This window comes from Weissella muntiaci (genome assembly GCF_008107635.1).
Taxonomy (GTDB): domain Bacteria; phylum Bacillota; class Bacilli; order Lactobacillales; family Lactobacillaceae; genus Weissella; species Weissella muntiaci.
Genome location: NZ_SDGZ01000004.1, coordinates 14,531 through 37,184, shown reverse-complemented (window position 1 = coordinate 37,184; position 22,654 = coordinate 14,531). Strand labels below are relative to the sequence as shown.

General features: G+C 41.7%; 15 protein-coding genes. 2 read left to right on the top strand and 13 right to left on the bottom strand.

Features of this window, described 5'->3' with window-relative positions; translation table 11 throughout:
- Positions 1–39: 39 nt before the first annotated feature.
- Positions 40–2,922, bottom strand: coding sequence for a DEAD/DEAH box helicase (locus ESZ50_RS00960; RefSeq protein WP_187387496.1), 2,883 nt, complete (start codon positions 2,920–2,922; stop codon positions 40–42).
- 518 nt (positions 2,923–3,440) lie between these two features.
- On the opposite strand from ESZ50_RS00960, the gene ESZ50_RS00955 reads away from it, so the two are divergent.
- On the top strand, positions 3,441–3,659 hold the full coding sequence (locus ESZ50_RS00955; RefSeq protein WP_148621726.1) for a hypothetical protein: 219 nt from the start codon (positions 3,441–3,443) through the stop codon (positions 3,657–3,659).
- Positions 3,660–3,719: 60 nt separating this feature from the next.
- On the opposite strand, the gene ESZ50_RS00950 is transcribed toward ESZ50_RS00955, so the two are convergent.
- From ESZ50_RS00950 to ESZ50_RS00905, 10 genes are all read right to left on the bottom strand, one after another.
- The gene (locus ESZ50_RS00950; RefSeq protein ID WP_148621725.1) at positions 3,720–4,232 is read right to left on the bottom strand and encodes a cysteine hydrolase family protein; all 513 of its coding nucleotides are present in this window, start codon (positions 4,230–4,232) and stop codon (positions 3,720–3,722) included.
- Positions 4,233–4,408: 176 nt separating this feature from the next.
- Positions 4,409–4,840, bottom strand: a complete 432-nt coding sequence (locus ESZ50_RS00945) for a universal stress protein (protein WP_148621724.1) — start codon at positions 4,838–4,840, stop codon at positions 4,409–4,411.
- 88 nt (positions 4,841–4,928) lie between these two features.
- On the bottom strand, positions 4,929–7,565 hold the full coding sequence (locus ESZ50_RS00940; protein ID WP_148621723.1) for a cation-translocating P-type ATPase: 2,637 nt from the start codon (positions 7,563–7,565) through the stop codon (positions 4,929–4,931).
- Between the two features lie 437 nt (positions 7,566–8,002).
- Positions 8,003–9,412, bottom strand: coding sequence for a dihydrolipoyl dehydrogenase (gene lpdA / locus ESZ50_RS00935; RefSeq protein WP_148621722.1), 1,410 nt, complete (start codon positions 9,410–9,412; stop codon positions 8,003–8,005).
- A gap of 2 nt (positions 9,413–9,414) precedes the next feature.
- A complete protein-coding gene (locus tag ESZ50_RS00930; RefSeq protein WP_148621721.1) occupies positions 9,415–10,716 on the bottom strand; it encodes a 2-oxo acid dehydrogenase subunit E2 in 1,302 nt (433 codons plus the stop codon).
- Positions 10,709–11,689 carry an alpha-ketoacid dehydrogenase subunit beta gene (locus ESZ50_RS00925; protein WP_148621720.1) on the bottom strand — a complete coding sequence of 327 codons (981 nt, stop codon included), beginning with the start codon at positions 11,687–11,689 and terminating at the stop codon, positions 10,709–10,711. The genes ESZ50_RS00930 and ESZ50_RS00925 overlap by 8 nt, the downstream gene beginning before the upstream one ends.
- 2 nt (positions 11,690–11,691) lie before the next feature.
- Positions 11,692–12,825, bottom strand: coding sequence for a thiamine pyrophosphate-dependent dehydrogenase E1 component subunit alpha (locus tag ESZ50_RS00920; protein WP_187387495.1), 1,134 nt, complete (start codon positions 12,823–12,825; stop codon positions 11,692–11,694).
- 17 nt (positions 12,826–12,842) lie between these two features.
- Positions 12,843–13,847, bottom strand: coding sequence for a lipoate--protein ligase (gene lplA, locus ESZ50_RS00915; RefSeq protein WP_148621718.1), 1,005 nt, complete (start codon positions 13,845–13,847; stop codon positions 12,843–12,845).
- A 276-nt stretch (positions 13,848–14,123) separates the two neighbouring features.
- Complete coding sequence (locus tag ESZ50_RS00910) at positions 14,124–15,476, bottom strand: sensor histidine kinase (protein ID WP_148621717.1); 1,353 nt, start codon at positions 15,474–15,476, stop codon at positions 14,124–14,126.
- Positions 15,457–16,152, bottom strand: coding sequence for a response regulator transcription factor (locus ESZ50_RS00905; RefSeq protein ID WP_148621716.1), 696 nt, complete (start codon positions 16,150–16,152; stop codon positions 15,457–15,459). The genes ESZ50_RS00910 and ESZ50_RS00905 overlap by 20 nt, the downstream gene beginning before the upstream one ends.
- Before the next feature lie 315 nt (positions 16,153–16,467).
- Here ESZ50_RS00905 and ESZ50_RS00900 point away from each other — a divergent pair, with 315 nt between their 5' ends.
- On the top strand, positions 16,468–18,447 hold the full coding sequence (locus ESZ50_RS00900) for a hypothetical protein (protein WP_148621715.1): 1,980 nt from the start codon (positions 16,468–16,470) through the stop codon (positions 18,445–18,447).
- 63 nt (positions 18,448–18,510) lie between these two features.
- Here the strand turns inward: ESZ50_RS00900 and ESZ50_RS00895 are convergent, their stop codons facing one another.
- Together ESZ50_RS00895 and ESZ50_RS00890 are read right to left on the bottom strand one after the other, a co-directional pair.
- Positions 18,511–20,133, bottom strand: coding sequence for an alpha-amylase family glycosyl hydrolase (locus ESZ50_RS00895; protein ID WP_148621714.1), 1,623 nt, complete (start codon positions 20,131–20,133; stop codon positions 18,511–18,513).
- On the bottom strand, positions 20,130–22,643 hold the full coding sequence (locus ESZ50_RS00890) for a glycoside hydrolase family 38 N-terminal domain-containing protein (RefSeq protein WP_148621713.1): 2,514 nt from the start codon (positions 22,641–22,643) through the stop codon (positions 20,130–20,132). Before ESZ50_RS00890 ends, ESZ50_RS00895 begins: the two co-directional genes overlap by 4 nt.
- Positions 22,644–22,654: the final 11 nt, after the last annotated feature.

The following is a 22,654-nucleotide window of genomic DNA, read 5'->3' as shown; positions in this document are numbered from 1 at the left end:
CTAACAATTAGTATACATTAACTAAGTGAATTATCAAAATCAATTCAACAAAATCCCGGCCATACTAAAGGTCAACGGATGCTCTAACTGTAAGTCAAATCGCACCATTGGGACATCCCGTCCATCTTGATCTAACATCGTCATTTCAGCCGTCTTAATTACCTTAGCCGATCCTAAATAATAAAAAGATCTACCGTCTTGTGTAACTTCGTTGTTCTGTCGAATGTAAACCTGAATACGACCAAATTCATCCGTAGCCGCCAAAGTTGCCTCCAGTGGACTTGCCAATGTTCGATTTGTCTTAGAATAAAAAGTAACTACACGATCACTGACAAACTCATTTTTATAGTCAACTGAATTGACTTGTTCCGTTTTATCAATAGTAATAAAAACTGGTAAAAAGCGACTGTCTGACCGCCGAACATAGCCACCTACAACTAACCCGGTTTGTTCTTTCGCCCAACCTAAACCTTTAATAATGTCTCGTCGATAATACTTAGCATTAAGTTCAAAACGAACTTGATTATCAAAAGTCGCTGTCAAGTAATCCCAACCTGCCATCACTGTATCATCAATATATTGCTTAAACACTAGATTCTGTAGTGCTTCAGTAAAAGCTGGACTTAGCCGCCATCGAGTCCCTCGGCGAATAACTGGCGCCGTTTCACCAAACTTTCTGGCGGTTGTTGTCAGAAAATACTCATAAGTCAAAACACTTGCTACACTGTCCAGAGACTCATCATCAAAGAAAAATCCATTCGTTGTAAAGAATGTTTCCAGCTCTTGATCCGTTACTTGGCCCTGTGTCAGTAACAACTGCATCGTCGCAGTCTCTAAGATTCGCTTAGAATTTGCAATCTCTTTATTAAAGAAAATCAACCAATTATTTTCGAGTGCGGTAATCGTCGGGATCATCTCATGGTTAGTAAACTTAGCTTGCATTTGCAAAACTGTTGTATATTTCTCGACAATATCATCAATTGTTAAATCACTAAAGTGTACGAAATCTGTTAGCATTGGCAAAGCATGTCCAGTTCGATTTGCCACATTTTGATAAATCACCTTAAATCGTTGACTTGCACTCAGATTAACTTTCCGAATCGAATCAAGTAATTGTTTTTGGGCCATTTCTTCAAAGTTAATCGTCGATACACCCACAATCTCGGGTGTCATGACCGTATTTAGTAACTGTTCCTTGTTTGCATTATGCTTTGGATCTAAGGCTAGCGGAATTAAATAATTATTTTCATAATTACCAATAAAGTCAATTACGGTCACATATTCCTTATTTGCTGCCTTTCTTAAACCCCGTCCGAGCTGTTGTAGAAAGACAATTCTTGATGTCGTTGGTCGCATCATTACAACTTGATTAATTTCAACGATATCAATCCCTTCATTAAACACATCCACAGTAATCAAATATTGAAGTTGCCCTGAACGTAAGCGCTCGATTGCCGCTTCACGCTGTGCTATAGATTGTGCACCACTAATAAACTCAGCCCTTATTTGGCGCTTGTTCAAAGCGGCCGCCAAGGCTTCGCCCTCCGCAATTCGGCTCACGAAGATTAATCCAAATAACTGTTGACCACTATATCCATAGTAAGCGGTCTTCGCTAATAAATAATCAACTCGTTCATCAGCAATCAGATACTTTAATTGTGATCGATCATTGATTTGCTCACCCTGCCACTCAAAATCAGTCACTCCAATATAGTGAAAGGGGGTTAGTAGATCAGCTTCCAGCGCATCCAACAAAGAAATCTCATAGATAATATTATGATCAAAATACTCATAGATATTATTTCCATCTGTCCGATCGGGCGTCGCCGTCATTCCCAACATAAATTTAGGTTTAAAATGTTTGATTATGCGTTCATACATGGTCATTCGATCGTCAACCACACTTTGGTTTATCCGATGAGCCTCATCAATGATGATATAGTCGAATGCTTGTGAGTCAAATTGCTCAAGGACAGCCGCTTTTGACAAAGTATTAACCGTTGCAAAGGTATATTTCGCAGTTAAATCACGTGAATTCCCTGAAAGCACGCCATAATCCTTATCCGGTCCGCCAAGAACCCGCTTAAAACTGTCCCGTGCACTCAATAAGATTTGCTCACGATGCACAATAAATAATACCCGTTTGGGATTTACTTGCGCCAATTCAAGTGCCGCTAAATATGTTTTACCAGTCCCAGTTGCTGAAACAATCAACCCCCTCGTTACCCCTGACGCACGTGTATGCGCTAGTGCAGCAAGTGCCCGTTCCTGCATTTTATTTGGTTTGATCGTGCCAGATGCAATAAATTCTGGTTGCCGATCTTGTTGCGCCTGCTCTACTTGATGAGCAAGATAGTTTTCGTACTGATCAATCCAAGCGGTTGTCAAGGGTTGGGCGTTTAGCCATAACGTCTCCGTTTCTGTCAGCAATTGCCCCGTGAAGTTGCCCTGCTTAGTCGCAAAGATCTGCAAATTCCATTCCGTATTTCGTTGCAAAGCATTTTGGGTCAGATTTGCCGACCCAATGATCGCAGAATAATATTCCTTATAATTAAAGATATACGCTTTACTGTGCAGCGCACTTTGCGAACTAATCCGTACATCCAAATTAGGAATTTTCAATAATTCACGAAATACCTTGGGCTGATTAAAATTCAAATAGCTCGCTGTAATCAAACGTCCTCGGACTCCCTGAGTAGCCAAATCCGCTAGCTGACTTTTTAAAGTTACCAGACCGCTCTCAGTTATAAACGCTACTACAAACGTAAAATCTGTTACTCCAGCCAAGGCCGACCGAATATGATTCAGCACCGTATCATCAGCATTATTTGTGATTAATCTCGGTTGCAAGAGCGAAACTTCTTCGCCACCGGTTAATAGGGCGGTATTGATACCAGTCTTTAAATCAAAAAGTTCATCCATAAGTACACCGCCCCATTCCCATTTTCTTATTTTTAATAATAACAAATTATCACGTCTATCACACTGCCCGCTCATTTAAACTATTCTTCAGATAAATTTCATGATCCCTTCTAAGCCAACTAAAAATAACAATCCCTGGCTGATGTTCTTTAACCCTTTCTTCATTAATTTGACAATTCCGTCTTAATTTCTTGCATATTTTTTATGCTAAGTATAAGGTATAAACATATTAAACAACTACTTGGAAAATGTGCGTAAATATTATCTTATTCACAAACTTTGAACAAGTCTCACTGTCAGGTGTCAGATATCTCTTTCATTGTTGGCATTAAAGTACGTGCAACCATGAACCACGTTAAAAGCTTCAGAAATTTCTTGGTACACCCCCTTAAAAGACTACAAATAGCTTATCGAATCACTGTGCCGAAAAATTTGACACACCAGTTTGAACATCATTTGCCATTTTCGGCTATCAATTAACGCACACATACAACATCTATTTGAAATTAGGAGTGACTATGAGTATTTGGGCACAGTATGGTTGGTCATGCGTCACCGTTGGAAATTTATTTGGGATCTTCACGATTATTTTTGCTGCTGAATATCCCGACCTGAGCTATGCTTTGAGCACGTTGTCGATGATGTTTTTCTTCATCTTCCTTGGCTGCTTTTTCTTCTTGATTAAAATTTTCAAACTCAACAGCGAAATTGCACAATTTAAAGAGGTTGATCGCTAATTTAGTTACCCATCAAGTTGAGAAAAGCCGGATATTCCACTTAGGAAGATCCGGCTTTTCTTATGCATTAATAATCTCAACCTGTAATGACCGCATCGTTTCCAGTGCCGCTAAATGTTTTTCAGGCGTAACGCCGGCACTCGCACTTGCGTCCACAATTACCTTTACCTCAGGTGCATAATTCTTAATTAAGACTACATTTGAAATCACGCAAATATCCGTATCAAGTCCGATAAGTTCAACTTGATCTGGTTGTATTTCACGGATATACTCCGCTAATTCGATTGATCCGAATGTACTCTTCTCGATGATTCGACTAAAACCAACCTGTGCCTCGACTGGCAACTGCCAGCCAAATGTATCTTTCTGCGTATGTAGAATTGGTAAATTCTGTCCCTCTTGGGTCGTTAAGTAATCAGCAAAATGCGTATCCATCGTCGCAATTCTTTCTGCAGGTGCATACTCCTTTAATTTCTCAAGAACCCGTGGCACGATTGCCTGCGCCTCATGACTTCCCAAACTTCCATCAATAAAATCATTTTGAAAGTCAATTAAAACCAATAATTTTTTCATTACTGCCTCCAAATTCACGTCCTTGTACATTCCATTTAGAAATTACTCATTTCCAAAATTCTAACTGCCCCTATCGTACAGAATTCTGTTTCGACTTACAAGCAAGTCCCTGCCTACAAAAAAAGTCACATGGATAAGCACCCATGTGACTTTTTCATTATGCTTAATTTTTAAACCTAGCGTACTAAGAACGTATCAACCTCGGCATGCTTAGCAACGTGCTGAGCAACTGAACCAAGCAAGAGCCGCTCAAGGTTACCCTTACCGGTTGCTCCCATTACGATTAAGTCGACACCCTCGTCCTCAGGATATTTCTCGCCAATCAAGCTGCGCGGATCACCTTCAACAACAACGGTCTCAATTGTAAAATCAGCCTTTGTAGTTGCTTTCAATTCTTCAAGCTTCTTTTTGGCTGACTCCATGGATAGATCACGTCGATTAACATCGTAAATTACACCGTGATCTGGGGTACTGATAACATGTTCTTCATATACGTATAGTAAGGTCATCTTGTCAATATTTAGGTATTGACCGATCTCAACGGCCTGATCAAAAATATGCTTCGAAATGTCTGATCCATCAACTGGTACTAAAATATGCTTATACATAAGGTTACCTCCCTGCTATGTCTTTACAAGTTAAGTATAATCGTTTCTTATGGCTTTTGCTTGGTTAAATTATGAATTTCCTGTATTCTTATTGTTTTGCTTTTACGCGCCAGATTGCCTTTCCCAGCTCAACAACAATCGTCGGAACTACGATTAGGCTAATTGCATACATCCAGTAAGATGCTGGCAACACCACCAAATGAAAGGCGTTTGCAATCGGCGCAATCGTTACAACCGCCAGAGTGATCGCTATCGAAAGGAGTGCCATTTGTACTAGTAGCGGATTATCTTTATATCGATCAGTCAAAGCTGAACGCTTACTCCGAACATTAAAGACATGAATAATCGAGATAATTGATAAGACAACAAATGTCAGAGACTGACCAACAATCTCCGATGGTTCCAAACTACCAATCTTAACGTGCGTTCCAAGATAGAATGCGATTAACGATACAATTGTAAAAATTGTTGCGTTCCCGAATATTTGCCACCCTAAGCCGTTATCAAATAATTTTGCGTGCTTTGACAATGGCATTTTCTGCATATTCTCTGGGTCATTATTTTCATAACTTAACGCAAACCCAGGTAGACCGTTCGCAACCAGATTAATAAATAAGATATGAATTGGCAACAATGGACTTCCCCAACCAACAGCCAATGCCGCAAGAATTAAGAAAACCTCCGAGATATTAGCTGACAGTAAGAAATTAATCGTCCGGCGCACACGATCATATGAGCCTCGCCCTTGTCCGATTGCAGAAACAATTGAAGCAAAGTTGTCATCTGCCAAAATTATGTCAGACGCTTCACGCGCAACATCGGTTCCTGTGATTCCCATTGAAATCCCAACATCGGCCGCCTTCAAAGCTGGTGCATCATTAACTCCATCACCAGTCATCGCTACAACGGCGTCATTTGCTTGCCAAGCCTTAATAATCCTAATTTTGTCAGCTGGTGTCACTCGTGCAAAGACCGCATACTGACTAATATTTGCCTCCAATTGATCATCAGGCATGGCCCGCAATTCGGTTCCACTCAAGGCACAATCACCGTCCTCGAGAATTCCGATTTCTTTGGCAATCGCTGCGGCGGTTGCAACGTGATCACCAGTAATCATTACTGTTTTAATTCCCGCCTTCTTAGCCTCGGCCACGGCACTTGCTGATTCCGGTCGTGGTGGATCAATCATTCCGAACAAACCAACCAATGTCAAATCAGTTTCTAGGAAGGCTTCTGATAACTCTTCTTCTGGTAACTCATCAAAGACCTTCATTGTAACAGCTAGCACACGTAACGCTTCGCCAGCAAACTCATGAGTAATTGCCTCTGCCCGTTCAATATCACCATTCGCAATAAAGGGCTTTAGCACGTCAATCGCACCCTTCGTGATTGCAATGTAGTGTCCCTCCGGTGAACGTTGAACAGTTGTCATTCGCTTTCGAGTTGAATTAAATGGGATTTCAAAAATCCGCGGATACGTCTCCGTAACCTCATCTAGTGGTATAACCTGCTCCATTGCCGCTACCAGAGCAACTTCAGTTGGTAGACCAACTAACCTCCCTTTGTCTGTATCATAATGCACATTACTAGCCAATCCAGCCAACTTGAGCAGATTTTCAGCGGTTGGATCAACTTGTTCATCAGCGGCCACATTCACAATATGGTCATTTTCAGCCGACCACATTTTTTGAACAGTCATCTTATTTTGCGTCAAAGTTCCGGTTTTATCGGAAGCAATCACTGAAGTTGTTCCTAATGTTTCGACCGCTGGTAGACGTCGGATGATCGCATGGCGTTCAGCCATCTTACGAACACCCACTGCCAAGGTCATAGTCACAATTACCGGCAATGTTTCCGGCACAACGGCCACGGCCAATGAAACAGCAATCATGAAGACATGCATTAATTCTAAGCCCTGTAAAAGACCAATAATCATTACTCCGATTGCTGCAATTAATGCAAAAATCGAGATTTGGCGTCCCAACTGCTTTAACTTTACCTGCAAAGGCGTCAATTGCTTTTTCTCCTTGTTTAGGAAGTCTGCAATCTGTCCCAATTCAGTCGCGTCACCAACAGCGGTCACCACCGCCTGACCTGATCCATTAACAATCGTCGTGCCACTGTAGACCATGTTCAAGCGATCGCCAAGTTCTTCTTCGTTATAAAAAATTGCATCTGCATCTTTTTCGATTGGCAGACTTTCACCGGTTAAGGACGCCTCCTCAACTTGTAAATCAGTTGTGACTAACAAGCGGGCGTCTGCCGGGATCTTAGCACCGTTTTGTAAGTACAAGATATCGCCAACAACGACATCTTTAGCGCTGATGCTTTGAATTTCGCCGTTCCGGATTACTTTGGTGGAAGATTGGTTCAAGGCCTGCAGTGCAGCCAGTGCCTTTTCAGCCTTTCCTTCTTGCATAATCGACAAAACGGAATTTATGATCACAATCACAATGATTAAGATACCTTCGACAATTTCACCACTACCTTCCAAATAGGCAGTCGTGAACGATATCAAAGCCGCAATTAATAGGATGATCGTCGCTACGTCTCTGAGCGTATGTCCTATTTTGGTTAGAATACTCTCTCTTTGTGGTGGTGAGAGCTCATTAATTCCATATTGTTCGCGTAAACTAGCAATTTTATCAGCTGATGCTAGTCCCTTTTTTGGATCAACATTACTCTGTTGTAAAATTGTTTCCTTACTTTCTAAGTATTCTTTCATTTACTATTTACCTGCTTTCCCCAAGTTGATCATTCTTCTACAAATAAAATGTTAGCAATTTTCGTTGAACAAATTGTGAAAAATACGTGAGTTCCTTTTAAAAACTTCCAATTTATTAGTGAACAGAGGTTAATCTAATGCCATCCAAGCTATTTTCAACACGACTATTTTGTTTTGTGAAAAAAGCAATCCTTGCCACAAATATTCATGAAAAACACGCCTACTATTCTCCAAACAGCCCACAAAGACCAATCACGCATAATTTTTTCGTGCTTTCTTTATGCTATGACTACCGTTAACGCCATTAACAATGATATTATCAATTTTGTTGAACAAACTTCCCCAGGTTCAACAAGTTCTTTGGTCCACTACACCAAAGAAAAAAGGCTAACAGTCTCCCCGACTGTTAGCCTTTTATTTTTTTATAGCCTTAATTACTAAACATGAATTGGTAAGCCATCAGCTAACTCTGCCGTGTCCATAATCGCCTCACCCAATGATGGATGTGGATGGATCGTCAAAGAGATGTCCTCTGAAGTCAAACCATTTTCAATCGCTAATGATAATTCGGAGATCAAATCTGAGGCACCAGGTCCAACAATCTGACTCCCAATAACCGCTTTGGTCGTCTTGTCAGTAATCATTCTGACAAATCCGACACCTTCGTCCATCGACAAAGCACGTCCATTGGCTGCAAATGGGAATTTGACAATACTTGCATCTAATTGATTTTCCTTGACTGATGCTGGCGTCTCACCAACTGTTGCAACTTCGATATTCGTATAGGCAACTGCTGGCATTGCGTAATGCAAGTCAATTGCATTATCTGAGCCAGAAATTGCGGCTGCCGCTACCTTGCCTTCGAAGCTAGCCTTATGGGCCAAGGCTGGTCCAGCAACAATATCACCAATTGCGTAAATATGCGCAACCGACGTCCGCTTTGCCTCATCAACCTCGATCAAACCACGATCAGTTACCTTGACGTCCGTGTTATTCAACCCTAACGCATCTGTATTCGGACGACGTCCAACTGATACTAACAAGTAATCACCTGTCACCGTCTTTTCTTCGCCATTCACATCAAAGGTTAAAGTAACATCTTTATCCGTTTGAGTAGCCGACTTTGCCATTGCGCCAGTGAAGATCTCGCCACCGCGCTTTTCAAAATCAGTAATAATCGGACGAATCAATTCTTTATCAAATCCATTCAGCGTTTGAGGCAAGCCTTCAATGATTGTAACCTTGGCACCAAGGTTTTGGTATGCTCCACCAAGCTCAGAACCAATCACTCCACCACCAATTACAATCAAGTGCTTTGGTACTTCGGGTAAGCTCAATGCCCCAGTTGAATCAACAATGCGTCCGCCAAACTTGAAAGCTGGAATTTCAACTGGACGAGATCCGGTCGCAATAATTGCATTGTTGAACTGCAATAACTCATGACCTTCACCCTCAAGAACATTCAATGTTTCATTATCATTAAACGAAGCTTCTCCGTGGATAATCTCCACCTTGTGCTTCTTCAACAACATCTCAACACCACCCGTTAATTGATTAACAACTTTGGTTTGCTTCCAATCCTGTGTTTTGTTCCAATCAAGCGTTGCAGTTGGAATTTCCAATCCATAAGGATTCGTGGCCTGCGTGCTGTGATATTCATGACCAACATGAATTAACGCCTTTGATGGAATACATCCAATATTCAAACAAACCCCACCAATATTATCCTTCTCGATAATCGTTACTTTCTGTCCCAATTCAGCAGCCCGAATTGCGGCTACATAACCGCCAGGGCCTGAACCAATCACAACAGTATCAATCTCACGTGCTTGTGCACCAACAACCATAACTAAACCTCCATCAACATGTAAGCAGGATCAGCAAGTAATTGCTTCAAATAATTAGTTGCTGTTTGTGCCAACATACCATCAATTAATCGGTGATCATAGGTCAAAGATAACTTCATATTTTGACCAACTGCCAACTCACCTTCTGCATCAACAACTGGTTCCTTAACAATTGAACCAAGGCCGAGGATGATCACCTCAGCACCATTGATAATTGGTGTAAACCAACCACCACGTGCTGAACCAATATTTGAAATTGTAAGCGTTGCACCTTGCATCTGTGCTGGCTTCAAGGTACCATCTTGAGCCGCCTTAGCTAGATCGCCAATCTCTCTAGCAATTGCCAAAATTGACTTACTTTCTGCATGTGCAATTACTGGCACGAACAATCCTGTATCGGTGTTAACTGCAATTCCCAAATTAACTTCATCATGGTAGACAATCTCATTCGTCTTCATATCAACGCTGGCGTTAATCTCTGGGAATTCCTTCGCGGTTGCCGCCAAAGCCTTCGCAACATAGGCAAGATATGTCAACTTGATACCCCGATCGGCTGCGATTGTCTTGAAGCCCTTCCGATGCTCGACCAGTTTTGAAACCTCAACCTGATCAAAATTGGTAACTGAAGGAATATTTGTATGTTGATTCTCCATCGCCCGTGCAATTGCTTTACGGATTCCGCTCATCGCAACACGACCTTCAGTTACATGTGGTGCGGTAACTGGCTTAGTTGGTGCTGGTGCTGGTGTTTCAGCCTCCGTAGCTACTGGTGCTGGGCTGACAGCTGGTGCCGGCGTATTCGCAGGTACACTTGGACCGTTTTGAACATCAGCCATTGTAATATGTCCATGACGACCAGTTGGTGCAATGGTTGCCAAATCAATATTATTCTCATGTGCATAATGTCGCACAGATGGCATTGCCAAAATCTGACCGTTTGATGTAACCGTTGGCGCTGCTACTACGGCCGCTGGTGCAGCTGGGGCAGCAACTGGTGCTGGTGTTGGCTCAGCCGGTGTTGCCGTCACTGTCGCTGGTGCAACTGGTGCCGGTGCGGCTGCTCCACCCTCACCATCAAACTCAATCAAAGGATCGCCAACAGCAACTACGGTTGGTGCATCAACATATAATTTTGTAACTGTTCCTGAATATGGCGACAAAATTTCTTGCATCAACTTATCATTTTGCACTTCTGCAACTTCCTGATCAGCGTCAACATGATCACCAACTTTAACAAGCCAGTTAGTAATTTCGCCTTCTGCCATACCTTCGCCAATATCTGGCATCTTAAAAATCTCAGTCATAATTTACGACCTCCAAAGCCTTTGCTACGATATCGTCTGCCTTAATCATCCAATCATTCTCTGCCTGCGCAAATGGATAGATTGAATCTGGGGCTGCTACTCGACCAATTGGCGCCTGTAAGCTAAGCACAAAACGCTCTGAAATCTCTGCCATCACATTAGCACCAATTCCGGCCATTCGTTGAGCCTCTTGTACAACCACGACACGACCGGTCTTTTCAACTGTCGCACCGATTGTTTCAATGTCCAAAGGAGACACTGTCCGTAGATCCACAATCTCAGCATTTACGCCTTGTTTAGTGAGTTCATCGGCAGCCTTTAGTGCCATTGGCACACCACCACCATAGGTGATGATTGACACATCAGTTCCCTCACGTACAACAGCAGCCTTGTCCAAAGGTGTTGTATAGTAACCCTCAGGCACTTCGCCCTTCAATGAGCGATACAAGTGCAAGTTCTCCAAGAACAAAACAGGATCATTTGATTCAATTGATGCCAGCAATAATCCTTTGGCATCAGCTGGACTGGCAGGCATAACAACTCGCAAGCCTGGAATTTGAGCAACCATTCCTTCTAAGTTATCCGCGTGCATTTCTGGCGTCTTAGTACCACCACCGTATGGCGAACGCAAAACAATTGGCATGTTACGCGTGTTGTTAAAGCGGAAACGATTACGTGACATTTGTCCAGCTACTGAATCCATAACCTCATAAATGAAACCAAAGAATTGAATTTCCATAATTGGGCGGAATTGTTGGGTTGTCAAACCAATTGCCAATCCACCGATTCCTGATTCAGCAAGGGGTGTATTGAAGACACGATCTTCCCCATACTTAGCCTGTAAGCCATCAGTTGCACGGAAAACTCCACCATTCTTACCGACATCTTCACCGAAGATTAATGTATTCTCATCCTTAGCTAAAGCTAAATCTAGAGCTTCTGTGATCGCCGCAATATATGTCTTAACTGCCATGATTACTTTCCCTCGCTTTCAAACTTTGCAATTTGCTCTTGCATAACTTGGCTTGGTACCTCAAGTGTGTGCTTCAGGTAATCTGAAATCTTCTGCTTCTCAACATTGTCCGCCGTCGTGATTGCCGTATCAATCTCAGCATCAACTTCAGCAATGTATGCAGCTTCAATCTCTTCGCTCCACAGCTTCTTACCCTCAAGGAAGATCCGCATCCGAATCAATGGCTCTTTCTTCCACCATTCGTCAATGTCACCTTGTGTCCGGTAACGCAATGGATCATCACCTGCGGTTGAGTGAGGCTCAAGACGGTTGGTCATCGTCTCAATCAATACGGGACCGTTACCGGCTGTCGCCCATGCACGTGCTTCCTTAGCAGCCAAATACATTGCCACGGCATCATTTCCATCAACAACGATGCTTGGAATACCAGAAGCCCAGCCCTTGGCAGCTAAATGTTGTGCAGCTGTTTGCAAGTTACGTGGTGTTGAGATGGCATAACCATTATTTTGAACGAAAAAGACTGCATTTGCCTTGTATGCCGAGGCAAAATTAATTCCTTCATAGAAATCACCTTGTGAAGAACCACCATCACCGGTATAGACATACACAACGGCATCCTTTGAGCGTTTCTTTAATCCAAGGGCTACACCAGCCGCCTCAACGTATTGAGCGCCAATGATGATTTGTGGGAACCAAGATTTAACTTCGCGACCATCTTCAGTCGTATATTCATTACCTAATTGGTGTCCACGAGACCACAAAATGGCTTTCCAGATTGGCCAACCCTTTGCAATAATTTCTGGGATATCACGATATCCGGGGAAGATCCAGTCTTCATCATTAAAGGCATATGCTGACGCCATCTGTGAGGCTTCTTGACCAGCTGTTGGTGCGAAGAAACCAAAACGTCCTTGCTTAGCCAACTTAGTTGAGCGAATATCAAGTTGTCGACTTAGGACCATGTTCTTCATGATTTTAACCAAATCGTCATCAGTTAATTCACTACGCTTCAGTCCATCTTCATCAACTACCTTTCCTTCGTTATTCAGGACTTGTAGCATTGGGAACTCTTCATCTTGAGCAACCAATTGTGCTGTAAAATCTAAGATTTGCGCATTAGTCTTTGTAATTGCCATGATTTTCTCCTTAAAAATTAAGAATTATCCGAATCGGTTGCTGAAAACATTGCAGCCAATTCTTCGTTAGAAATATCACCGAAGTATCGTGGTGCTTGGTTCGCCTTTAAAACTTGCAAAATTGCATCAACCTCAAATGGTTGTCCAATAAATTGCTCTTTGATAACTCGCCAATCGTCCAAAGCTAAGAAATCGCCAACAAAGTTAATGTCGGTAATCAAGCCATTCACAACGTTTGCCTGAACATCCATCGAACCAGCTTCAAACTTTTGATGGTTATTAAAGGCAAACGTTGGACTCTCACCATAGTTCCAATTCCAATTAGCAAACTTTTCAGCTCGCCAATCTTTAATTCCTGCAACTTGCTCATCCGTCAAAATTAATTCGGAATCCTTACCTTGATCCGATAAGTAATAAGTTAATTTATCAATGAAGGCCTCAATCGTGAGATCCTCTGGTGCATAATCTTTAATGTTTCCCACCCGCGCACGAACTGACTTGGCAGCCTTTGAAATGAATTTTTCATCAGCTACATTCAAAACTCGCACCATCGTGTCCACATCAACATCCCACAACAAAGTTCCATGATGCATTAGATAACCATTCGCGTATCGTTGTGCATTACCAGAAATCTTCTTGCCTTCAACGATTAAGTCGTTGCGACCTGAAATTTCGGCTTCGATACCTAACGATCTTAAAGCATCATACATCGGTTGCACGAACTGTTTGAAATTCACCTGACCTGAATCAGGTAAAGGTACAAAAAATGTAAAGCAGATATTGCCTAAATCATGATAAACTGCTCCGCCACCAGACATTCGTCGCACTACATCAATTCCTTTTTCATCGATAAATGCTTGATTTACCTCTGCAAAAGTATTTTGATTCCGTCCAACAATTACCGATGGCGCATCACGCCAAAGCGAAAATATCGGTTTATCAGGCTTTAGGTTATATAACAACCAACTGTCAGTTGCTATATTAGTTGCCGGGTCTGTCCCGAGATAATTAATATATCGCATCTGAATTCACCTCTATAAATATGTAACCGTTTTCATTTATTAATATTACTCTCTTTTTTCACAATTTCAAACTATTTCAGCAAAATATTTCGGATAAAAAAAGAGTTTCTTCGTTAGAAGAAACCCTTTTAAACCTTTATGGGACAGCAACTCCTGAATATCGGAATATTTTGTCGTATTTTTACAACCATCATCAAGATTGTGAAATTATTACTATCGTTTAGATAATTAGTTGCTCTTTGATCCTTTTATTAACTTACTTTCAGTAAACGAAAATCATTGTTCATCCAAGAAATCAATTCTCGCAATTGTTCCGCGTGACTGATTATCTGAGAAGGATATTTTCATCTGACTTTTTGCCGCCAATTCAGCAGCCAATGCCAACCCCAGTCCTGTTCCATTGATCTTAGAGCTATGTGCCCGATCACCTCGAAAGAAGCGTTCAAAGACCTTTGAACGATCCTCAAGCGGGATTCCAAGGCCAAAGTCAACAATCTCAATATAATCGAAGCCAAGTCGGAGAATTACTCGCTCTTGCGCCTCTGAATACTTCAAAGCATTTTCAAAGATTATCTTTAGAATGTGCACAGCATTGATTTTATCTGTAATTACCTTACCTGCCGGCATTCGCTGTATCTCAATCTGGCGATTAGTCTCAGCTTTCGCAACCTGCAAAAATTGATCAAATATTTCGACTAATGGCTGTGCCGAACCGATCTTCATTGATTGACGCTCCGCCTGCGATATCAATAATAGCTGTGATACCAGACCCTGCATCCGCTCAGCTTCCTGATCCAGCAATTCTAAGGCCCGTGGGACAACCTCCGGATGGTCTTGACCACGGCGCTTAATCAATGCCAAATTACCTCGAAATGCCGTTAACGGCGTCTTTAATTCATGCGATGCATTGGCAATGAACTCTTTCTCACGGATAACTTGATCTTGTAGCGACATTAACCAAAGAACCGACGTCTCACGTAGCGCATTTACCTCAGCCGGCTCATTTACTTCTGGTAACTGGGTCTCAATTGACTCGTTCAAAGTAACTTGTCCAACTGCCTGTGTGAAATTCACTAAAGGTGCACTAATCTTATCAGCCAAGTGTCGAATAAAGAAAACTGCCAACATGTATAAGGCAAAAGTCGTTAGTAACATGACCAATAACATTGTCTTCAATGTCTTAAAAACGCTACTCATTCCAATCATAACAATCAATCGCCCATTTTTAACTGAAACGGTATAACGATAGTATAGTCCACGTTCGTGAACCCAGTAATACTGATCTAATAACTTGATTTTTACATCCTTGGTTGCAACCGTCTTAGCTGTACGATCCGAATAAAGCGTTTGTTTGTTCGCATTCAACTTAGCAGTCATATAAACGTCTCGTAAATCAACGATGCTATTTTCCCGCCAAGTGTCCCAATCAATCGCTGAATCAATATCGCTGGTCGCCATTTTCTGTGCAAGTCCAACCACGTCATGCTGACGATTTAGAATCAACCGATATGCAACCGTACTAGTCGTAACAACAACCAAAACTAGAAAGATCATTGCGAACAGCTTAGCAAAGGTCCTAACAATTATTTTCCGACTGCTTCGAACATTCTCAGTTTTGACGAAGAACATAACCGACCCCTCGCTCAGTCCAAATTAGCTCAGGCTTATCCGCGAGCGCTAATTTCTGTCGAAGATGCCGAATATACACATCAACGGTATTATATTGACCAGCAAAATCAACGCCCCATACTAAATCAAATAATTCATCACGTGAAAGCACCCGTTCAGGATGTTGTAAGAAGGTTGCCAACAAATCGAATTCACGCTGCGTTAGGTTAATTCGCATCCCCGCGCGGGTAACCCGTCGTGTCTCAACATTCAATGTAACATCCGCAAATGATAGTTCTAAATGTTCTGGCCGAGACCCTTGCATCTTATCTAGACGCCTAATAGCCGTCCTCAACCGCGCAAGGAGCTCTTCAATTTTAAAGGGTTTTGTAATATAATCATCAGCCCCATCGTCTAAACCGGTCACTTTATCTGTGATATCATTTCGCGCAGTCATTAATAAAATTGGTAACACTGGATCAATCGTCCGAACGGTTTTTAAGACCTCAATTCCATCCTTTTGTGGCAGCATCCAATCCAGAATAATCGCTGAGATTTCTTGTCGATGAGTTGCATACAGGTCCAGTGCCGTTTGACCGTCATAGGCAGAAATTACATGGTAATTCTCAAAAGTTAATTCTTGGCGCAAAAAATATTGCAAAGACTCTTCATCTTCAACCAATAAAATAGTTTCCATTAGTGGTATCTCTTATCTTCCATTGATTTCCCATACATTATCTGATAAATTGTCAGATAAATTCAGGGTAATTTTAATGAGTGTTCTTTAAAAATTTGCTAAACTTAAAACAAGTCCTACGCTTTGTTCTAGGTGGTATGTATAGTTAAAGCACAACCTGATATTCGGGTTACCTAGCATATCTAATATAAATTATAACAAACGGATCACACGCTTGCGAAAATTGATTCGTGACAAATTATCATGTCGTCTTTCAACGGAACCTTTATCACCTTCCGCCAATTTTTAACCATTCTTATTTTCTGGAGTTGACTTATGCGCATTATTTCAAAGACGATTGGTTTTTTAACCTTATTTGTACTAATTATTGGTCTAATTACTAATCTCTTTTTCCCATTCTCATTAATTGTTCTACTTGCCTTTGCAGTAATTGTCAGTGGCGTTTATTATTTTAAACCGCTTATCAAAAGATCTGATCAGACTCAGATTAGACAATTAATTTGGCTGATCTTTGGCATCATGCTCATTATTCAGATTGCGATCTTACTATTCACACCGGCAACTGTTTACCATGATCCTTTTCGCGTTTACTTCCAAGCCGAGCAGCTAGCCCTACATCAGCATAATTGGGGCGATATTTCATATTTTTGGCGTTATCCGAATAACGCTTCCTTTGCCATTTTATTATCTTGGACCTTTAAATTCACAAATTTCTTAGGAATCTCAACCAATGCAGCCACAGCTGGTATGGCATTAATCTTCTATGATGGCTTAATTGCTTCATTATTGTATATGGCCCGAAAGCTAGGCCAATCGCCCGCCCGCCGTTTGGGCCTAGTGGCATTCTTTGCGCTTGCACCACTATCATATACATACGCAATTCAAGTTTTCTATACAGATACCCCTTCATTAGTGTTCCTAGCCTGGATCGGCTATATTCTGATTCGCTGGCCACATTATCAAAATAAGCAACGTCTGATTATTGGTCCGCTCCTAGTTCTGATTGTACTATTAGGTCAACTCACGAAGCCAAACCTAATTGTAATGGCCATTGCCGTTGTTCTATGGCTCGGATATATTTTCCTCCACAATCGTGCAGCATTTAAAAAACGGGCTTTGGTTCCTGCTACCTTAGTTCTGCTAGGCTTTGCGCTCTCCATGCCCATAAAATCGGCCATCTTGCAATCGGCTGATTATACCCGTAATCCTAAGTATGAACTTCCTGCCACGTCTTGGATTTATATGAGTTTAAATCCTAAACACGCAGGAATCTATGTTAGCTCAGATGTTCAAACTGTACTGGCATTGCCGGATAAAAATGCTCGCTCTAAATTCTTAGCAAAAGCCATTCCGGAAAGAATTGGTCACTACAATCCGTTCACTTTGTTCGCTCATTTCATTGCCAAGTTAGGCGTTTTGACTAGCAGCCAAACACTACCACAAGCCTATACCGGTGGGCACACAGCTTCGCCTGTCTGGTATCAGCGTAATCAGCTTCTCTTACAGGACATTGCTCGCATTGCCCAGCAGGTACTATGGAGCGTTTTCTATTTCTTCGTTGCCTTAACATTCGGGCGTAATTTACTTAATAAAAAATACGAAGATCGGTCAGTTAATCAGACAACCATGCTAATCTCCCTAACAATTCTAGGGTATGCTGCCTTCCATGCGCTCGTTTGGGAAACTGAATCACGCTATGGTTTGATCCTACTACCGCTGATCTTCTTGCTTTATTTTGTACAACCAAAGCAAAGCAATCTAGCAAATAAGTATTTCAAGGCAACTAGCTTTAAACCCTTACTGGGAATACTGATCGTTGTCACACTTGCCAGTTGTCTACTTGCACCAATGCTAGCTCACCCAATCGATGTCGTTGTAAACGCACAACGTAGTCAACTGTCTGAACAGTACGGTGCCGCTCCTTTTGAAGTTGAAGCCCATCGTTTTATCACTCAAGAGGTCAATTTAGGAACTAAAACCTCCGCAGCGACAATTCAGATTCCAACTGACTCAAAGTTAACAGGGACCATTACAAATCTGCACACATACAAGCAATTTGCCTTAGAGTATCGCCAGACCAGTAACGGTACTTTCCTAACAAATAAGAAGGCAATTCCGGCTGGGGATTATCAAATTACCTTGGCAAACAATACTAATCAAAACCAGCCGATTTGGTTAGTTAGTTTAGTTCAATATAAACTAGCGCCACACAGCGTTAAGGGTAATCAAGTTATTCCTGACCAGAGTTCCTTGATTTACACTTTCTATGACCAACAGCAACCTTTATTGTGGTAAGCTCATATTCTAAAAAAGAGACCGCCATTGAGATCAATATCTCAATGGCGGTCTCTTTTTACTCTATTCTGCCTTGCTCTTAATCCAAACAAATTGATAAGCCGGTAAATTACCAAAGAATTCACTTTGACTGATGAGATCAAATCCCGTCACTCCAAGTTCTACAACTTTATCACTGATATTAACAATTGCAGTAATCTTTTCGCCAGCATAACTTCGTTCGAGTGCGAAAACTGCTTCGCCAAGCTTCAGAATCTTTTGTTCACCATATGGATTAAATGCTGGTTCTTGCTTTCTAATTGCGATCAATTTCGATAGACCTTCAAAAATCATTTTTCTCGTTCCATCAAGTTCTAGCTCTGCAAATAATGTGTGCATATCAAGCCTTTCCCGATTAATGCGTCGCGAAATACCAGTCTCTTCAACCGCCTGAACGTCATTTTTCGAACCGAAAATTGAGTGATAATAAATTGCTGGTACGCCAATAAAACTCAACAAAATAAAATGTGCCGCAATCATTTTTGCCGTAGAACCTAGCGCCTCTGAATAGTTAATGTTTAATTCATATGGGGAGTCATTGCCATCAAGATCACTTTTATAGGAAACCTTCCCAGCATGTGCCCGAACTTGCGCAACGATTTGCTCACGCTCAGCCTTTGTTAGAATATTCTCAACTGGTCGCAGGCCGATCCCATCATGACTAGCAAGAAAATTAAAATAGGTCGCACTCTCTGAGATCGGGTGAATTGTTTCCGCCCATCGGCTTAACTTAGCTGAGTTCCCGCTGATAAAGGTGTGTAGCACCAACGGTGGCAATGGAAATTGATAGACCATGTTAGCCTCATCTTCTCCATCGCCAAAGTAACTGAGATTCTCAGCATGTGGCACATTAGTTTCTGTAATAATTTGCACGTTTGGTGCTAAGTTATTAATCATCGTCCGCCAAAGTTTAATCACTTCATGTGTCTGTGGCAAATGCATCGACGTAGTCCCTGATGCCTTCCAAAGGAACCCAATTGCATCCAAGCGGATTGAACTTGCCCCACGTTGAATGTACCCCATTAGGATTCTCGTTAATCGTATAAGCACTTTTGGATCACGAACATTATTATCTACTTGATCCTCTGAAAAAGTAGTCCAAACTTGCTTCGTACCGTATTTATGGAAGAGCGCACTAGTTCTAGGCCGCGTAACATTACTAGTATCAAACTTAGCGTCAAACTCAATGAAGCTATTTTTGAAATCAGGTTCTGCTCTTAAAAAACGTTGAAACCAGTCACTTGATTTTGAAATGTGATTGCACACAAAATCAAACATCAAGCGTCTACGTTGCGCTAATTGTTCAATATCCGCCCAGGTTCCTAGAACTGGATCAATCTTTTGATAATCCAGCACTGAAAACCCATCATCACTTGTGTAAGGAAATATTGGTAACAGATGGATATCCGTGAAGTCTGGTAATTTCTGCTCAAGCACTTCACCCAGTACTGCAAGTGGAGCACGTTGACCGTCATAAAAGCTATCACCATAAGTGATTAAATATGTGCTCTGTTCATTTACTCGTTGACGGTTGACGATCTGCCAGTCTTCTATTAATAACTTGGCAAACAAAGTTTTGGCTTCAATTAAATCCACGCCTTGATATATCTTTCCTAAATGCTCATTAATCCGCTCTCTTAAATTCATAATTCAATCTCCAAACTCGCAAAGTCCTTCGCTTGCAAGCTAGCCTTTCGCTCCACTTGGTGCTCATCCAAATCAACTTGTCTTAAGTCTGGTAACAAAACTGATTGTTCGGCCGGATTAAATACTCGCAAAATCGTCCGTTCATTTTCTTCGGCTTTCTTCAAACTGCTCACAAAGATATTTGCCGGCAACGTCAACAAATTCAAAGTTTTCGGCAAGTCATGCATCGCCTGTGGCTGTGGCAATTCAAACCGCTCAATCCGCTCCTCAAATGAATTTAAACTTTGAAGCTGATAAGTAAGCTGATTATCGGCAAAATATTCGGCGGCTAGATAGTCTTCTGCAATGTCATCACTTTCTGACCATCGATACGCATAGGCAAACTCCAATTTCTTTTGCAACTGTGCATCGGGCGTCTCAACCACTTTATTATTAATTCCCGATGCGCGTCCTGGGCGCCATGCTAGGTCATCACGACCTAGCAAACCAACTGATCGAAATAACGTCAATGCAAGGTAATCATCCGTGGCCTCATATTCTTTGAGCCCCTTTGTGTAGAGGCTTACGTTCCCTTCAGTTTCAGGTACCACTACGAACCTTTCCAAAGGATAATAACCTTGTGGACGCTCCGCAAAGCCCTTTTCGCGCCAATCAACCAAGTTTGGATTAACATTGAGTCGCTTTTGAAGCGAGTAACCCTGATCGCCATAGCTCAATCCAGTATCATTTTTGCCATGAAATCTTACTCGTACCCGATGATCCTTAATTTGATTGTTCAATTTATGTTCTAGTTTAATTAAATCGGACCCTTTTTCGAGCCGGATCCTAGTTTCGATTATCTGTTCACCTAACCTTGTTTGGATGGTCATTTCACTCAATATATTCGATTGTCTGGTATTAACTAACTGAACATTCGTTGAAAAAACTGGCAAGCCTTGCGGCGAAAAATCATAAGAATCCCCGGCATCAGTTATGTTCTCAAAATCAAACCAATTTTTCTTTGAGCGTTGATCGTACTTTCTCGTCAGTACCATGTTACCCGCGTCAATTTCAATCCGATAAAATTCATTTTCAATTGTATTCTGACCATCCTCAAGTTGGGGGATTGATTGCGCTGTTAATTCAAAGGTACGGTAACCAAGTCCCTCAAATGCTACTTCTGCCATGATCTCGTGTCGATAATATCCTGGAAGTTCAACTGTCTGTTCGCCTCCAGCAGTGACCTGAACCTTCTGACCACCAGAAATATACTCTGAATTCAGCAAAACCTGCTGTACTCCCTTTAAGGCCACTTCCTTTGCTCGCGAGAAAACAATAAAACGACTTAACCCCTGAGTTGCTTTAGGAATTAAATTAATTGCCACGATTGCGTCAGTCGCGATTCCTCGCGTAAGCTGTTTCTTCAAAATATTAATATATCCGTCAATAACTCGCTCGATTTTCAGCAAGCGTTGCTCAATGTCAAAGTTGGTTTCATCTGAGTTACAACCGCTAAGGGAATCATGGACATGAACATCAAACAGCTTGCGTAAACAATCATTAATCCAGGCCTGCGGATAATTCCCACCGCGGTTTTGAATAATTAAAGCCAAGGGCTCCAATTGCTGATAAATCTTTTCCTCAACACGTGCATTCAGCATCTTAATATCCACCCGCTGGGAGCGAATTGTGCTATGAATTCGCGATTTTTGACCAGCAATTAATTCACCAGCAATGATCTTCTTCCCAGCATAAGAACTAGCCTCCATAAACTCCTCATAGTTTGACAGAATAAATTGATAATCAAGCTCCAGTTCGTTTAACTCTGCCACAATCCTTGGAAAATGAGTTCTGATCAAAACCTGGTCACCGCCGGCCGGTAAAAGTAAGGGTTTAGTTTCTGGTGTCATCTGCGCCAATCTGTCTAGCATCGGTAATAATGAGTTTGCTAAATATTCCGAATCACTCGATAAAAATTTGCCAGGACCATAACCAAAATAAATGTTATTGGTTTGAATTTGATCACCATTAGGGGACTGCCAATCGAAGTTCAAGTCATCTTCAATCTGTGCTGTATATAGGCCGCGTTGTAAAATCGCCGCGTTGATTCCAAATCGTTTAAAGATACTTGGCAAATAGGCATGTTGCCCAAAGATATCGGGTAGATACCCGATATTCATCGAAGCGCCCAATTGCTCCGCACCTGCCTTTCCCAGCAACAGATTTCGAATAATTGACTCCGTTTGATTAAGCAAGCTATCGCATTGGGTATACCATGGTCCAATTTTCAATCGTCCATCAACAACCAGGCGCTTTACTAGTTCAGCTCTTTCTGGATATTTAGCTAGAAAATCGTGCATAACCGAATATTGTCCGTCAAACACATATGTCGGAAACTCCGGATGTTCTTTCAAATAGTCTAATAAAAAGTTTAAGTTTTCAGATAAAACCAGCTTTGAGTCCTCTTGAGTAAAGTACCATTCACGGTCCCAATGGCTGTGTGGCACAACGTATACTTTACGTTTTGGCATGACCGTTCACC